The sequence below is a fragment of the Nocardiopsis sp. MT53 genome (genome assembly GCF_019598965.1).
GTDB lineage: Bacteria > Actinomycetota > Actinomycetes > Streptosporangiales > Streptosporangiaceae > Nocardiopsis > Nocardiopsis changdeensis.
Genome location: NZ_CP080599.1, coordinates 521818 through 537376 on the forward strand (window position 1 = coordinate 521818; position 15559 = coordinate 537376).

Sequence of the window (15559 nt, forward strand, 5' to 3'; positions counted from 1 at the left end):
TAAGAGCTGACATCGGTGAGAGGGGCAAGGGGACGTGGCACGGATCACCGGAATGCGGATCGGGGACCTGGCCGCGCGGACGGGTGTCGGCGTGCGGCTGCTCCGGTACTACGAGGAGCAGGGGCTGCTGGCGCCGCGGCGCACGGCGGCGGGCCAGCGGGTGTACGAGCCCGGTGACGTGGAGACGGTGCACCGGATCCGCCGCCTGTTGGAGGCGGGGCTGGGCACCAAGGTCATCCGCACTGTTCTGGAGTGCGCGTGCGGCGGCGGGGGCGACGTGGAGCCCTGCCTGGACCCGCTGCTGGCACGGGAGCTGGAGCGCATGGACGACGAGCTGGCGCGGCTCGCCCGGCACCGGAGGGCCGTCGCGGCGCTGCGCCCGGAGGCGCGGACCGGCGCCGCGGCGGGCTGAGCGCGCACGGCGGGCCCTCGCCGCGGGGTCCGTCCTCCCCGAGGGCGCCTGCGCGGCGAACGGCCCCGGTGGGCCGACGAGGGGCCCGCGGGGCCCGGTACGGACCCCGGAGGCACGGGCGGCACCGCGCACGCGCCCCGGGTCCCGGCCGCCCGCCATCGGCCGGCCCGGGCCGGCGCTCGGGTCAGAAGAGGAAGTGCCCGGCGAAGCCGGCCAGGGGCAGGGCGCGGTCGTCCGCGGCCCTGCGCAGGGTGCCCAGGCCCTGGTCATGGCGGGTGCCCGCCAGGTGGACCACCGCCACGACCGCGAGGAAGACGGCGACCCCCGCCCAGGAGTAGGTCAGCGAGATGTTCGGGTAGGCCGCCACGGCGGCGGCCAGGAGCGCGACCGCCAGGGCGAGCAGCGCGCCGCCCCGCACCAGGCGCCTGGGGCGCACGCGGTCCCTGATCGACTCCAGGCTGTGGACCTCGACGGTGAACTCCTCCTCGCAGGTCGGGCAGACCACCGGGTGGATCACCGCCCCCGTGGCCGGGCGCCGCACCTTGACGGTCACCGACTGACCGGTGTGGTTCCGGCGCCTGCTGTGGGCCAGGCGGACGGTGGCGACGGGCGAGGGGCGTTCGGGCATGGGCCGGTCCTTCGTACGACGGGGGTGCGCGGACCAGGTTAGGTCACCGTGCTCCGGGGGCAGTCCCGACGGATACGGGTCCGCGGCGGACGAGCGCGGGCCGGAGCGGCGGCACGGGCCCGGAGCGGCCCCGGGGCCGCCCTCCGTGTCCTGCGGACCCGCGCCGGCGGCCCTGTGAACAGCGTGCAAAACACCGACATACCGTGGCAAACCTTCCGGCAGGAGTTCACAGGACCGCACGTCGGGGGTGGCCGCCGCTCTTAGCCTGTTCATTCCCGCACCGCTCCGCCCGCCTCGGCGGCGGGGCGTCCGGTACGGGTGGGCGACGACCGGGACCGGTCCGTGCGGGGGCGCGGACCGGCCCCGAGAACACGGGGGCCAGGTGAAGATCGCTTATCTGATCAACGACATGTACGGCATCGGTGGCACCATCCGTACCGTCGCCAACCAGGCGGCGGCCCTGGCCGCCCGGCACGAGGTGGAGATCGTCTCGGTGTTCCGCCACCGCGACGAGCCCGCCCTGCCCGTGCCCCCGGGGGTGGCCCTGCGCCCGCTCGTCGACGTGCGCGACCACGACGGTTCCACCGGGGTGGGCGGCCGGCCGCTGTACGAGGGGTCGGAACGGGCCGGCCTTCCCCCCGTCCTCTTCCCGCCCGAGGACTCCCGGGGCTCGACCCACAGCAGGCTCACCGACGACCGGCTCGAGCAGTACCTGTCCACCACCGACGCCGACGTCGTCGTCGGCACCCGGCCCGGGCTCAACGTCGTCATCGCCCGGTGCGCCCCCGACCGCGTGGTCAAGGTCGGGCAGGAGCACCTCACCTACGAGCAGCACTCCGGATCGCTGCGACGCGTCATGGCCGAGGAGTATCCGGGCCTGGACGCCTTCGTGACCGTCACCGAGGCCGACGCCCGCACCTACGCCCGGAACATGCCGCTGCCGGGCGTGCGGGTGCTGTCCATCCCCAACTCGGTCCCGGCCCCGCCGTTCACCACCAACGGGCACAACAGCCGCACCATCGTCTCCGCCGGGCGGCTGGCACCCAGCAAGCGGCACGACCTGCTGGTGAAGGCGTTCGCGTCGCTGGCCGAGGAGTACCCCGACTGGACGCTGCGCATCTACGGCCGCGGCGACCGGCGCAAGACGCTGGCCCGGCTGGTCGGCTCCCTGGGGCTGCACGACCGGGTGTGGCTCATGGGCCCGCACACGCACGTGGAGGAGGCGTGGGCGCAGGGGGCGTTCGCCGCGGTGACCTCCAGCGAGGAGCCGTTCGGGATGACCATCGTGGAGGCGATGCGCTCGGGCCTGCCGGTGGTGAGCACCGACTGCCCGCACGGGCCAGCCTCCATCATCCGCGACCAGGAGGACGGCTTCCTGGTGCCCAACAAGTCCGTGCAGGGCATCGCCGAGGGCATGTCCCGGCTCATGGCCGACGACCGGCTGCGGCAGCGCATGTCGGCGGCGGCGCTGGCCGACTCCGAGCGGTTCGACCCGGCGAACGTGGTGCGCCTGCACGAGGGCCTGTTCTCCGACCTGGCCGGGACGCCGCTGACCGCCTCCGACGTCGCTCCCCCGGTCCCGGTCCCGGCGCCGCGCACCGAGCCCCCCGTCTCCTGCCGGGTGCGCGCCGGCGGCGACGGGCTGGTGACGCTGTCGTTCACCGACCCGCCCGACCTGGTCGAGCTGGTGCGCCCCGGGCAGCGCGTCACCCTGGCCCCGGACTGGCGGGGGCAGGTGGTGGTGGACCCGGCCAGGGAGCGGCTGGCCGCCGTCACCTGGGAGGTGACCCGGGTCGACGGCGACGCCATCACCCCGGTGCGGGACCTGGAGATCCACCAGCAGGGCTACCCGTTGGCGCCCAAGCGGACGCCGGAGCTGTCCCTGGTGATCCCGACCCGCTCGGCCAAGGGCGGCCTGCTGCTGCATGTGCGCCGGTCGGCCCACCACGCGGAGGTCGAGCACGTGGAGGTCGCCGAGGGGCTCATCACCGTCCAGGGCCGGGTGCTGGGGCACGACGAGGCCGACGCCCGCGCCCGCATGGTGGTGCGGCTGCGCAACTCGCCCCGGACCCTGCGGGAGTTCTCGTCCCCGGTGGCGATCGGCGGCCTGTTCACCGCCGTCATCGACCCGGCGGCGGTGGTGCGCGGCCGCCACGGCGACTCCGAGACCTGGGAGATGCGGCTGGTGCTGTCCAACGGCACCGAGTGCAGTGTGGGGCGCCACCTGCCCGGGGTCGTCGGGTACAAGAAGATCATCGAGTACCCGGCCCAGGACGTGCGCCCCGCCCGCGGGCCGGGGTCGCGGGTGCGCCCCTACTACACGGTCAACGACCGGCTGGGGCTGCGGACCTCGCCGCTGGCGCCCACCGTGGAGGTCGAGGACGTGCGGGTGCGCGCCACCGCCCGGGGCGACCGGCTCCGGTTCGCGGTCCGGCTCACTGACGCCCTGCCCGAGGGGGTCGCGGCGGCGGTGGAGGTGGTGCGGGGCTCCGACGCCGGGCAGCGGTACCCGTTGGACGTGGAGGGCCGCCTGCTGACCGGGACGCCGCCCCTGCTGGCCCGCCCCGAGTACACCGGCACCGACGGCCTGCGGGCGACCTGGCAGGTGCGGCTGCTGGTCGGCCCGGCCGGGGCGCTGAGCCGGATCGGCGCCGGGAGCGTGCTCGGGCACACCGCCCGGCGCTGGAACCACGGCCCCTACGTGCGCTCGGTGACCGCGTCGCCGCTGGCCAACGGCGACCTGAAGGTCACCGTGGCCGACGTGCACCTGTGGTCGGCGATCAACCGGCGGCTCCGGTGAACGGGTCGCCCCCGTTGTCCGCGGTGCGGATCATGCGCTGGGCGCGGCCGAGCCGTTCCAGCAGCCAGTCGGGCATGTGGTCGGCGCTGCGGGGGAAGCGCACCGCGTCCCGGTAGAAGTCGCGGGGGTCGGGTTCGGCGTCGAACTCCGGCGGGTTGCCGTGGTCGAAGTGGACGCCGATCTCGCGGGACTCCTTGACGGTGAGCCTGGCGGTGAACCAGGTGCCCTTGCCCGGCTGGTACATGCCGGTGCGCAGCCGGTCCAGCAGCCGGGCCGCCTCCGGCGGCAGCAGGTCCCACTCGCGGCCGTCCTCGCGGGCGACCTCCACCCGGGTGGAGGCCACGCCGACCAGCGCCTTGTGGTCGATGACGATCTGCCTCCACTCGCCCCAGACCGCCGCGACGGTGCGGTCGGCGATCTCCTGGACGGTGTCCATCATCTCCTCCGGGGTCATGTCGCCCGGGTCGATGCGGCCCTCGCGCGAGGCCCCGGGGGCGGCCAGCGCCATCCACGGCGACACGGTCTCCGGGACCAGGTCGCCCTCCAGGCGCTCCAGGAGCCAGTCCGGCATGTGGGCGCGGTCCCGGGGGAAGTGCTCCAGGTCCAGCAGGTAGCTGTCGTTGTCGCGGGGCTCGTCGAAGTGGGGTTCGTTGTCGTGGTCGTAGCGGACCCGGTAGCGGGCCGGGCGCTCCAGGTCGTAGTAGACCGTGTACCAGGTCCCGGTGCGGGGGCGGGCCATCCCCGCCCGCAGCTCCCGGAGTTCGTCGAGCAGCGCCAGGGGCGGGACCCGGCCGACACGGCCGCCGTCGGGGAGCAGGGCCTCCAGGTGGATGGACTCGCAGTCGACCAGGCCCGCGTACACCAGGCGGAGTTTGATCCAGTCCTGCGGGGCGGCCTCCAGGAGCGCCGACCCGATCCGGCGCAGGGACCGGTCCTGCTCTACCGCTGTCATCGGAGTACGGGGATTCATACTCTCGCCTTCTGGTCACCGGGCCACCGCCGGCCGGGCGGTGGATCTGCTGATACGGAATGTGTCGGACAGCGTCCATCCTCTCCGCTGGAGTCGGTTTTTGTCGGACACACGCGCTGGAAAGCCGGGTGTGTCACGGAAACGATGCCGAACACACCCTTCCCGTGTTCCCGGGCGGACGCACCCCGGCGACCGCACCCGGCCACGGGCCGCCCTTCCACAGGGAACCCCGGCCCCCTACCGATCGCCGGGGCCTCGGGGTAGGCTGCGCCCGGTGGCCCCAACGTGGTCGGGTGCTCACCCCGTGCCATTCGCGGCCTTCCCCGCCCGCCCCCTTCACCCCTCGGACGACAGCATGGGATCGCCGACCCCCGCCCCCCGACGACGCCACCTGCTCGGTCACCGCGACGACGGGCAGGCCAACATCCTGCTCCTGTTCGGGCTGACCCTGGCCCTGCTCGCGCTGACGCTGCTGTTCGTGCGCGTGGGGGCGGCCGGGGACCAGCGTTCGCGGGTGCAGACGGCCGCGGACGCCGCCGCGCTGGCCGCGGTGAGCGCCCTGCAGGAGTCGGCGGCCGAGGACCTGGTGGAGGGGCGCTTCCCCATGCCCCTGTTCGACGAGGAGGTCGCCCGGGAGCGCGCCGAGGAGTACGCCCGCGCCAACGACGCGGTGGTCACCGATCTCCGGGCCAGCGACAACGTCATGGGCCGCAACGGCAACATCGTGCGGGTCGAGGTGCGCGGGGCCATCTGCCAGAAGGAGCTGGAGGAGGACGGCTCACGGCACTGGGGCGACGTGACGTGCGACGGCGAGGAGGACGGGAGCACGCGGGTGGGGACGGCCGCGGCGATCGCGATCGCGGAGTTCCCCGAGTGCGGGCGCGACGACGGCGGGATCTACTGCTCGGGCGCCGAGGTCACCAGCCTGGACCAGGCCCGCCGGGTGGTGAGCGTGCACCTGGTCGACCAGGAGGGGCGCTACGAGTTCGACCCGAGCCGGGTGGTGTTCGGCGCCGGGGCGATCGTCGACTGCGCCTCGCTGGGGCAGCTGCACCCGACCATGTGCCAGGTGCACGAGACCCTCCAGGCGGAGTTCGGCGGGTTCTACCTGACCGCGGGCGGCTACCGCAGCGAGCCCACCAGCGACCACGGCTACGGCATGGCGGTGGACTACATGATGGCGCCCATCGGGACCGTCCCCACACCGCAGATGCACGACAGCGCGGTGGGCGTGATCGACTGGATCATCCAGAACGCCCACCGGCTGGGCGTCAAGGGCCTGATCTACGACCACCACATCTGGAACGCGACCAGGGGGGACCCGGTGGGCCCCTGGATGGAGGTGCGGCGCTTCCACCAGGACACCGGGAACCTCACCCAGGACCACGTGGACCACATCCACCTGGCGGCGGGGCCGGGGAACATGCGGTAGCGGCGCGCGAGGGTTGTCCACAGGTTCGGAGAAGGGCTTGTCCGGGCCCGGGCCCGCACCGAACCTGGATCCATGACCCGTGACCCCCTGGACACCGAGAGTCCCCCCGCGTCGACGCACGAGCCCCTGCCGGACCGGGAGCTGCTGCTGCGGACACTGCGGCCGATCGTGCCCGTGCTGTCTCCGGACGCGGTGGTGCGCGACCTGACCGCCGCCTACCTGTGGGGCGTCGACCTGACCGGCCCCGAGGAGCACGTCACCCGGTCACCGCCCCGGGTGGCGCTGCCGCCGGGCACACCACTGCGGGGCCTGCCGGTGGCGGTGCGCCGGGAGGTGGTGCCGGCCGCCGACCGGGTGGTGGTGGAGGGGATCCCCGTCACCTCCGCGGCGCGCACCGCCGCCGAGATCACCGCCCGGGCCCCGTCGGTGCCGATGGCGACCGCGCGCATCGACGCCTTCCTCTCCCGGGGGCTGGCCGATCCGGAACGGGTCCTGGGGTACCGGCACCTGTTCACCGAGGCGCACTTCCGGCGGCTGCGCACGGCGGTGGGCTACGCGTCGCCCCTGAGCCAGTCCCCCGCCGAGTCGTGGCTGCGCGCGGTGATCCTGCAGGCGGGCCTGCCCCCGCCGCAGGCGCAGTGCCCGGTCCGGGTGCACCACCGGACGCTCCACGCCGACCTGGGGTGGCCCCGGTACCGGCTGGCGGTGGAGTACGACAGCCTGCTGCACCACACCGGCCCGCGGATGGAGCGCCGCGACCGGGCCCGGTACACGCTGATGCGCACGGCGGACTGGCAGGTCGTGCCGGTGACGATCCACATGCTCCAGTGCCACGCCCCGAAGCTGCTGACCCGGATCCGCGACGAGCTGTCCGCCCGGGGCTGGGAGTGCCCGCACGGGGAGCGGGAGCGGATCCGGCGGCGCATCCGGGGCTTCGAGCGCCGGCCGCCCCGGCTGCGGTGAGGGGGCGCCGTGGACCGCGGACACGCACTGGCGGAGTACGCGGCCGTGCTGGCACTGGTGGCGGTACTGGTCGTCGCGGTGCTCCCCGCCCGACCGGCCTGGGAGGGGGTGGAGCGGTCGCTGGACCGGGTGGTGCAGGGCCCCGACCCGGCCCCGGCCTGGACCCTGGACCCGGTGGCCGCGGCGGACGTGCTGCTGCGCTGCGGGCGCGGACTGCCGCGCCCAGACCCGGTGGGCAGGGTGGACTGCGCCCTGGCCGTGCTGGCGCTGCTGGACTCGGAGGTGCTGGAGGCGACCGTGCTGCGGCTGGAGGCGGAGGAGCTGTACGAGCTCTTCTCCAGCCGCTCCTTCTCGGAGGTGCCGGCCGCACGGATCGCCGTCCGGCTGCTGTGGGAGCACGCCGCGGAGGAGGTGCTGCGCCGGCTGGCGCGGACCGAGACGTTCGGGTTCCTGGAACAGGCCCTGGACTCCCCCGCCGGGGACTGGGTCCTGAGGTTCGTGGGCACGGGTGGTGATCGCGTGTACGCGATCCTCGAACAGAACGCTGCGTCACCGCGTCGTACCTTGGGCACGCACAACACCGCGATGTCGTCCGGACACCCCGGGCGGCGACCCCCCGTACCCCCCGCGATCCGCGCGTGGTCGCGTGAACCGCAGAATCGAGGTCGAGGCCGTGTCGTCGATGTCGTCGTTGCCCGACACCGCGCCCGAGGACGAGTCGGCCGCCCCGGTCGGGCGGCCCGGGTGGCCGATGACCCTGGCGATCCTCGCCGTGTGCCTGGCCGTGGTCGCCAGCGGCTGGTGGGTGGCCCGGGTGGTCCTCAAGGAGCCCGAACCCGAACGGCCCTCCCCCGAGGACGCCGCGGCGTTCGTGCTGGACGCCGCCGAGCGGATGGAGGCGGCCGACTCCTACGCGCTGACCTTCACCCGGCTCCGGGAGGGGCGGCCGGTGGGCGAGGGCACCGCGTCCTACGACCTGTCCGGGAACCCGCGGTTCGAGCTGTCCTTCGCCTACGCGGACGGCCCGGAGGTGTACCACTACGACCTGGGGGACGGGGTGCCGATCACCACGGCGGGGCACGGGCTGCAGATCCCGGAGGAACCCTCCGAGGCGGACCGGTACCTGTGCTCGGCGATGTTCGGCTCGGCCAAGCTGCGCGAGATCGCCGAGTCCTCCGAGGACCTGGAACTCGCGTCCCGGGAGGAGCTCGACACCGGTGCGGGCGACGTCACCGCCCTGCGCTACGAGGGGACGTTCACCGCGTGGGTCGGCGGCTACGACTCCGGGACCGGGACCAACACCCTGGAGTCGCTGGAGGGGGTGCCGTTCACCCTGTGGCTCACGCCCGAGGGGGACCCCCTGCGCCTGGCCTACGGCACCTCGACCGGCCTGGAGGAGCTCTACGAGTACGGCCCCCCGCCCGCCTGAGGCCTCGCCGGAGCCCGGCCCGGCCCGCCCGCGGGCCCGCCGGGCCCCGCCCGTCCGGGCACCGCCGAGGGACGGCGGTCTCGGAGCGCCGTGCCAGGGCCACGGGGGGACCCGGGCGGGCCCCGTCCACGCCGACGGCGGGCCGGGGGCGCCGTGGCCGGACCGGATGGGCCCACCCGATGCGCACGAGAGCGGACCGACCGCTAGGGGCCGGGCCCCGGGCCCTTCCTCTGCCGGTCAGCGACGACGGCGGCCCCGGGGTTCCATGCCAGGGCCACGGGGGGGGACCCGGGCGGGCCCCGTTCACGCCGACGGCGGGCCGGCCATCGCCCGCAGGCGACGAGCCGGGGCGCCGTGGCCGGACCGGGTGGGCCCACCTGATGTGGACGAGGGCGGGCCGGGGGGCGCCCACCGGCGGTGCGGCCGAGACGGCATGCCGGATCCGCGCCCCGGGGCGCCGTGGCCGGACCGGGTGGGGCCACCTGATGTGGACGAGGGCGGGCCGGCCGCCGCCCAGCGGCGGTGCGGCCGAGACGGCATGCCGGGGCCGCACCCCGGGGTGGACGGGTCCACCCGATGCGCACGAGAGCGGACCGACCGTTAGAGGCCGGTCCCCGGGCGCCTCCTGGCGGGCGCCGCGCCGGTCCCGGGCGCCGACGGCGGGTGGTGGAGACGGATACGGCGGCGGGGCCGTTGCTCAGGGCCGGGGCGCGCTCACGTGGGCGGCGCGGGTCAGTGGGGGGCGCCGGCGGTGGCGGAGACGATGTCGGGGACGTCGGCGGTGTCGTCGAGCTCGTAGGCGTAGGGAGGGTCGTCGACCGAGCCGAAGAGCTCGGGCTGGGCGGTGTCCACCAGGAGGTTGTCGCGGGTGAGGGTGGCGCCGGGCTCCTCCGGGTCGATCCGGACGGAGATCCCGAAGCCGTCGAAGTAGTTGCCCTCGACCAGGACGGCGGCGCCGTACCCCGACTCCACGCCGTACTCGGCGTCGCCCCGGTACAGGTTGTTGAACACGTGCACCTCGCCGCCGCGGACCCGGGGGCTGCGGGTCTCGGTGCCGTCGAAGAGGTTGTGGTGGACGCTGACCCGCAGCGCCCCCGGCTCCTCCTCGCGGCCGCCGATGCTCAGCGCCGCGTCGGCGTCGCGGAAGTGGTTGCGGGAGACGGTCACGTGGTCGGCGCCGCCGGTGACGGACACGAGCGGGTCGCCGCCGCCGTCCCGCAGGGTGTTGCCGTCGATCCACACGTGGTGGGCTCCGCCGCTCACCGACACCGCGGTGCCGTCGGTGTCCAGGGTCAGGCCGCTGACGATGACGTTGGCGGCCCCGTCCACGGCCAGGCGCCCCCCGGTCAGCTCGGCACCCTCGCCCGCGGCGGCGACGAGGGTCTTGTCGGAGCCGATCTCGACGGTCCCGTCCAGGTCGATACCGCCCGAGACCTCGATCACGAGCGGCTCCTCGGCGCTCAGGTGCCGGGCGAGCTCGTCGGCGCCGGTGGCGGTGACGGTCTCGCCGGCGGCGCCGCCGGTGACCGCGGGGAACTCCTCGCCGTCCCGTTCCAGCGGCTGGGCGGCCCAGCCGACGGGGGCGGCCGCCCCGTCGTCGGAGGCCGGGGCCGAGGGACCCGCGCTCTCGTCGCCCGTGTCGGGCGCCGGGGAGGCCGCCCCGGCCTGGGCGGGCTCGGAGGCGGGTGCGGGAGCGGGGTCCTCCCCGCCGGAACAGGCGGCCAGGGCGGCGCCGAGCGCCAGGGCCGTCGCGACGGCGAGGAGCGAACGTGCGGTCATGGGGAGCTTTCCAGCGAGCGGGGCGGGGGGTGGAGGGGGGATCCGATCCACACCTTGCCACAGCACGGGCCGCGGTCCCAACCCGGCCCGCACGGGCCCCGGAACACAGGAGGGCGCCGGCCCCGCGAGGGGGTCGGCGCCCGGAGGACGTTCACCGGCGGCGGGTCAGGGCCGCCCGTGCTCGTTTCTCACAGAGGGAGGGCTACTCCGCGGCCCAGCCGATGTTCTCGTAGACGTAGTCGCCGGTCAGGCCGTACTCACCCCAGTTGTGGAGGTTGTCCTTGAGGACGTACTGGCCGGGGCGCTCGAACATCGGGATGGTCAGCACCTCGTCCCAGATGGCGGCGTCGATCTGGTTGGCGATCTCGGCGTACCGGTCGGGGTCGGTCTCCTGGGCCAGCTCCTCGAAGAGGTCGTTGATCTCCGGGGTGGAGTGGAAGCTGGTGTTGTTACCCCACTCCGGACCCTCCTCGTACGGGCCGCCGTAGTTGCCGGCGCTGTCGGTCGGGTACGGGTTGGTGCCGGTGAGCACGAACGCGGCCAGCTCGTAGTTGCCCGGGATGATGTAGTCCGAGAACAGGGCGTTGCCCGGCACGTGCTGGACGTCGACCTCGATGCCGATCTCCGCGAGCATCTCGCGGGTGATGTCGGCCTCGTCCTTGGCCAGCTGCATGTCGTCGGAGGCGACGTAGCTGAGGGTCAGGGTCTCGCCGTCGGCGTTGGTGCGGAACTCCGCACCCTCCTCCAGGGTCCAGCCCGCCTCGTCGAGCAGCTCGCCGGCCCGCTCCGGGTTGTACTCGCCCAGCTCGCCGCTGTTGTCCTGGTAGCCGTGCTGGCTGGAGCGCAGGAGGCGGTTGACCTCACCGGTGATGGGCCAGTCGACCGGGCTCAGGGCGACCTCGGCGAGGGTGTCGCGGTTGATGCCCATGGCGAGGGCGTGGCGGACGTTCTTGTCGGCCAGGATCTCGCTGCCGGCGTTCACCGAGACGAAGCGGTGGCCGTTGTTGACGGCGCGGGTGAAGTACGCGCCCTCCTTGCCCTCGAGGAGCTGGTAGCCCGCGGAGTCGTAGCCGAGGTAGAAGCCGTCGATCTCACCGTTGTTGAACGCGGTGGCCTGGCCGTCGATCGCCACGTTCACGAAGACGATCTCGTCGAGCAGGGCGGGGTCGCCCCACCAGTCCTCGTTGCGGCTGACGGTGATGCGCTGGGTGACCTCGTCGAACTCGGGGTTCGCGAACGGGCCCGCGGTGACGAACTCCTCGCCCGCGGTGTAGCCCTCGGCGAACAGCTCCTCGTCCTCCATGTACTCCTTGGGGTACACGATGTCGAAGAGGGCGGGCCAGTCGGAGTAGGGCTGGGAGAACTCCAGGCTGAAGGAGAACTCGTCCTCGCCCTCGACGACCTCCTCGATGTACTGGTAGCTCTCGCCGCCGCCGACCTCGAAGTCGCCCTCGGGCTCGCCCTTGTAGGCGGCGACCGTGGCGGCGTAGTCCTCCCAGGTCACCGGCTCGCCGGTGGACCAGGTGGCCTCGGGGTTGAGGGTGAAGTCGACCGTCAGGCCGTCCTCGCTGACCCCGTACTCGAGCACGTACTCCTTGCGCGGCTCGTAGGAGCCGTCGGGCTGGAAGCGCGTGATCGAGGGCATCAGGGCGCCCATGACGCGGCGGACGTCGCCCTTGTTGCCCTGGATGTGGACCATGTTGTACTGGTCCTCGTACTCGCTGAGGGCCCAGACGAACTGGCCGCCCTCCTGCAGGTCCTCGCGGGCCGCCGGGTTCAGGTCGACGGCCTCGAGGGAGGCGTTCTCCTGCTGGGCCTCCTCGGGCGACTGCTCGTCGCCGCTGCTGCAGGCGCTGGCCGCAACGACCAGGGCCGCGACGGGGGCGAGATAACGCGCCTTCCCGATTCGCATGGGGATTCCTCCTATGGGGATGAGAGACCGACGCGCGGGGCGGCGTCGGTTCCGTGCCGTGTCGAACCGTCCGGGATCTACAGGACCGTCTGCCGCTCCGCGAAGTGGCAGGCGGTCGCCTGGTCGCCACCGTTGGTGGCCTCCAGGGCCGGTTCGACGCTCATGCACCGCTCCTGTTCGGGTTCGGAGAGGGTGATGAACTTCTGGCACCTGGTCCGGAACCTGCAACCCGATGGCGGGTTGGCGGGGCTGGGCAGGTCGCCGTCCAAGACGATGTGCGTGCGCGCGCGCTCCTTCTCCGGGTCGGGGATGGGGATCGCGGACAGCAGCGCCTGGGTGTAGGGGTGGGCGGGCCGGGTGTACACCGATTCGGTGTCGCCGATCTCGACGATCCGGCCCAGGTACATGACGGCCACGCGGTCGGCGATGTGCCGGACCACGGACAGGTCGTGCGCGACGAAGAGGTACGACAGGCCCAGCCGGGCCTGGAGCTCCTCCAGGAGGTTGACCACACCCGCCTGGATGGACACGTCCAGGGCGGACACCGGCTCGTCGAGCACCAGGAGCTTGGGCTCCAGGGCCAGGGCGCGGGCGATGCCGATGCGCTGGCGCTGGCCTCCGGAGAACTCCGAGGGGTACCGGGTGGCGTGCTCGACGTTGAGGCCGACCAGATCCAGCAGCTCGTAGACGCGGGCGGTGGTGTCGGCCTCGCTGTACCGGTGGGTACGCAGCGGCTCGGCGATGATGTCGAAGACCGGCATGCGCGGGTCCAGCGAGCTCATCGGGTCCTGGAACACGATCTGCATGTCGCGGCGGAGGGCGAACCGGTCGGCGCCGCTGATCTTGGAGGTCTCACGCCCCATCACGGTGACGGAGCCGCCCTGCGGCTTCTCCAGCCCCATGATCTCCAGAAGGGTGGTGGACTTGCCGCATCCGGATTCGCCGACCAGGGCCAGGGTCTCGCCCTCGCGGATGTCGAAGTCGATGCCGTCGACCGCGTAGACGGTGCCGACCCGGCGCTTGAACACAGCGCCCTTGGTGAGCGGGTGGTGCTTGATCAGCGACTCGACCCGCAGCATCTCGGTCCGGTCCTCGCGGCGCACCGCGGCGGCGGGGACCTCGGGGATCTCCGGGATGGGGTAGATGTCCTGGGCGGTCCAGCCGTTCTCGGCGATCTCGCCGGAGCGGATGCAGGCCACCCGCTGGACGCCCGTGTCGCCGACGGCGGCGGCCTCGGCGGGGGCGCCCGCCTCCTGGGCGGCCCGGATCTGCGCCTCGGAGGGCTGCTCGCCCACCGGGAGCAGGTCGGGTTCGGCCAGCGAGCACTCGGGCTCGGCGATGGGGCAGCGCGGCGCGAAGGGGCAGCCGGGCGGCAGCGCGGTCAGCGAGGGCGGGGTCCCCTTGATGGGGACGAGGGCGCCCTGGCGCTCCAGGTCCATGCGGGGCACGGCGCCGAGCAGGCCCATGGTGTAGGGCATGCGGCTGCCGTAGTAGATCTCGTCGACGGTGCCCATCTCGACGGGGCGGCCCGCGTACATGACGAGCACCCGGTCGACGAACCCGGCGACGACGCCGAGGTCGTGGGTGATCATGACGATCGCCGCGCCGGTCTCCTCTCGGGCGGTGCGCAGCAGGTCCAGGATCTGCGCCTGGATGGTGACGTCCAGGGCGGTGGTGGGCTCGTCGCAGATGATGACGTCGGGGTCGTTGGCCATCGCCATGGCGATCATGACGCGCTGGCGCATACCGCCGGAGAACTCGTGCGGGAACGAGCGGTAGCGGCCCTCGGGGTTGGGGATGCCGACCAGGTCCAGCAGGTGGACGGCCCGCTTGCGGGCCTCCTCCTTGGACGCCTTGGGGTTGTGGACCAGGACGGCCTCGGACAGCTGGTCGCCCACGGTGTAGACGGGGGTCAGGCCCGACAGCGGGTCCTGGAACACCATGGAGATGACCTTGCCGCGGCGGGTGGCCATCTCGCGGTCGTCCAGGCCCAGGATCTCCTCGCCGTGCAGCTTGACCGAGCCGGTGATGACGGCGTGGTCGGGCAGCAGGCCCATGGCCGCCATGGACGACACGGACTTGCCCGAGCCGGACTCGCCGACGATGCCGAGCACCTCGCCGCGGCGGACCGCGTAGCTGACGCCGCGCACGGCGTTCACGTCCGGGTTGCCGTTGAACCCCCGGAAGGTGACGTGGAGGTCCCTGACCTCCAGGACCGGGGTCTCGTCGCCCCGGCGTTCCGAGGCGGCCTCGGTGTTCTCGATGGTCTGTGCGCTCATGTGTGCTTCCCCCCTAGGACCGGCGCGACTTGGACTGCGGGTCCAGGGCGTCACGCAGCCCGTCCCCGATCATGTTCACCGCGAGTACCAGGATCACCAGGAGCACCGTGGGGAACGCGAAGATCCACCAGCTGGTGTTGGCGTAACTGGACCCGTCGGCGATCACCACGCCGAGGCTGATGTCCGGCATCTGAACACCGAAGCCGAAGTAGCTCAGCGAGGTCTCGCCGATGATCGCGGTGCTGACCGCGATGGTGGCGTCCGCGATGAGGAGCGACGACATGTTGGGCAGGATGTGCCGGAGGATGATCTTGTGCGGGGGAACGCCCATGAACCGGGCCGCGTGGATGTACTCCCGCTCCCGCAGGGAGATGGTCATGCCGCGGATCATCTTGGAGGTGACCATCCAGCTGAACGCGGCCAGCAGGACCACCAGCATGATCCAGCCCCCGTTGCCGCCGAACTGCTCGGCGAGGATGGCCAGGATGACGAAGCTGGGCAGCACCAGGGCCAGGTCGGCGATCCACATCAGGGCGCGGTCGGTGATACCGCCGAAGTAGCCGGCGAACGCGCCGACCAGGGCCGCGATGCCGGTGGACAGCAGCGCCACCAGCAGACCGATGAGCAGCGACTTCTGCAGGCCGGCGGTGGACTGCGTCCAGACGTCCTGGCCGGTCTTGTTGGTGCCCATCCAGTGCTCGGCCGAGGGCCCGTCCAGGAAGGCGGTGTAGTCGCGTTCGCCGACCTCCCAGCCGCTGACGGCCGGGCCGACGAAGGCGAGGATCGCGAGCAGGGCCAGCAGGACCAGTCCGATGATCACCCGGGGGGTGCCCAGGAGCTGGCCGACGATGGCCTTGGCCCGGTTGGGCGCCGGCGGTACGGTCGGGGCCTTTCCGAGCTCCGTGCTCGTTTCGGTGGTGCTCATGACCGGATCTCCAGCTCGATGGCAGCGGGG

Annotated in this window: 11 protein-coding genes; 5 read left to right on the forward strand and 6 right to left on the reverse strand. The window is 73.3% G+C overall.

Annotated features, from left to right (window positions below; translation table 11 throughout):
• Positions 1–34: 34 nt before the first annotated feature.
• On the forward strand, positions 35–412 hold the full coding sequence (locus tag K1J57_RS02180) for a MerR family transcriptional regulator (RefSeq protein WP_338151190.1): 378 nt from the start codon (positions 35–37) through the stop codon (positions 410–412).
• Positions 413–596: 184 nt separating this feature from the next.
• Here K1J57_RS02180 and K1J57_RS02185 read toward each other — a convergent pair whose 3' ends face one another.
• Complete coding sequence (locus K1J57_RS02185) at positions 597–1040, reverse strand: hypothetical protein (protein ID WP_220562813.1); 444 nt, start codon at positions 1038–1040, stop codon at positions 597–599.
• A 382-nt stretch (positions 1041–1422) separates the two neighbouring features.
• On the opposite strand from K1J57_RS02185, the gene K1J57_RS02190 reads away from it, so the two are divergent.
• Positions 1423–3840, forward strand: coding sequence for a glycosyltransferase family 4 protein (locus K1J57_RS02190; RefSeq protein ID WP_220562814.1), 2418 nt, complete (start codon positions 1423–1425; stop codon positions 3838–3840).
• On the opposite strand, the gene K1J57_RS02195 is transcribed toward K1J57_RS02190, so the two are convergent.
• A complete protein-coding gene (locus tag K1J57_RS02195; RefSeq protein ID WP_220562815.1) occupies positions 3821–4792 on the reverse strand; it encodes a hypothetical protein in 972 nt (323 codons plus the stop codon). The genes K1J57_RS02190 and K1J57_RS02195 overlap by 20 nt on opposite strands.
• 373 nt (positions 4793–5165) lie before the next feature.
• Between K1J57_RS02195 and K1J57_RS02200 the strand changes: the two genes are divergently transcribed.
• The 3 genes from K1J57_RS02200 (at position 5166) to K1J57_RS02210 (ending at position 8634) form a co-directional block, all read left to right on the forward strand.
• Entirely contained in the window at positions 5166–6242 is a 1077-nt protein-coding gene (locus K1J57_RS02200) for a pilus assembly protein TadG-related protein (RefSeq protein ID WP_220562816.1), read from the forward strand.
• A 72-nt stretch (positions 6243–6314) separates the two neighbouring features.
• Positions 6315–7205 carry a hypothetical protein gene (locus K1J57_RS02205; protein ID WP_220562817.1) on the forward strand — a complete coding sequence of 297 codons (891 nt, stop codon included), beginning with the start codon at positions 6315–6317 and terminating at the stop codon, positions 7203–7205.
• Positions 7206–7851: 646 nt separating this feature from the next.
• Positions 7852–8634, forward strand: coding sequence for a hypothetical protein (locus K1J57_RS02210; RefSeq protein ID WP_220562818.1), 783 nt, complete (start codon positions 7852–7854; stop codon positions 8632–8634).
• A gap of 732 nt (positions 8635–9366) precedes the next feature.
• On the opposite strand, the gene K1J57_RS02215 is transcribed toward K1J57_RS02210, so the two are convergent.
• From K1J57_RS02215 to K1J57_RS02230, 4 genes are all read right to left on the reverse strand, one after another.
• Positions 9367–10413, reverse strand: a complete 1047-nt coding sequence (locus tag K1J57_RS02215; RefSeq protein ID WP_220562819.1) for a polysaccharide lyase family 1 protein — start codon at positions 10411–10413, stop codon at positions 9367–9369.
• A 202-nt stretch (positions 10414–10615) separates the two neighbouring features.
• Positions 10616–12325, reverse strand: coding sequence for an ABC transporter family substrate-binding protein (locus K1J57_RS02220; RefSeq protein ID WP_220562820.1), 1710 nt, complete (start codon positions 12323–12325; stop codon positions 10616–10618).
• Between the two features lie 77 nt (positions 12326–12402).
• Complete coding sequence (locus K1J57_RS02225) at positions 12403–14604, reverse strand: ABC transporter ATP-binding protein (protein WP_220562821.1); 2202 nt, start codon at positions 14602–14604, stop codon at positions 12403–12405.
• A 13-nt stretch (positions 14605–14617) separates the two neighbouring features.
• Positions 14618–15529, reverse strand: coding sequence for an ABC transporter permease (locus K1J57_RS02230; protein WP_220562822.1), 912 nt, complete (start codon positions 15527–15529; stop codon positions 14618–14620).
• Positions 15530–15559 lie beyond the last annotated feature (30 nt).

Coding starts and splice junctions, on each gene's coding strand:
- K1J57_RS02220 (WP_220562820.1), bottom strand. CDS start 12,325: ATGCGAATCGGGAAGGCGCGTTATCTCGCCCCCGTCGCGGCCCTGGTC.
- K1J57_RS02215 (WP_220562819.1), bottom strand. CDS start 10,413: ATGACCGCACGTTCGCTCCTCGCCGTCGCGACGGCCCTGGCGCTCGGC.
- K1J57_RS02205 (WP_220562817.1), top strand. CDS start 6,315: ATGACCCGTGACCCCCTGGACACCGAGAGTCCCCCCGCGTCGACGCAC.
- K1J57_RS02230 (WP_220562822.1), bottom strand. CDS start 15,529: ATGAGCACCACCGAAACGAGCACGGAGCTCGGAAAGGCCCCGACCGTA.
- K1J57_RS02195 (WP_220562815.1), bottom strand. CDS start 4,792: ATGACAGCGGTAGAGCAGGACCGGTCCCTGCGCCGGATCGGGTCGGCG.
- K1J57_RS02200 (WP_220562816.1), top strand. CDS start 5,166: ATGGGATCGCCGACCCCCGCCCCCCGACGACGCCACCTGCTCGGTCAC.
- K1J57_RS02225 (WP_220562821.1), bottom strand. CDS start 14,604: ATGAGCGCACAGACCATCGAGAACACCGAGGCCGCCTCGGAACGCCGG.
- K1J57_RS02185 (WP_220562813.1), bottom strand. CDS start 1,040: ATGCCCGAACGCCCCTCGCCCGTCGCCACCGTCCGCCTGGCCCACAGC.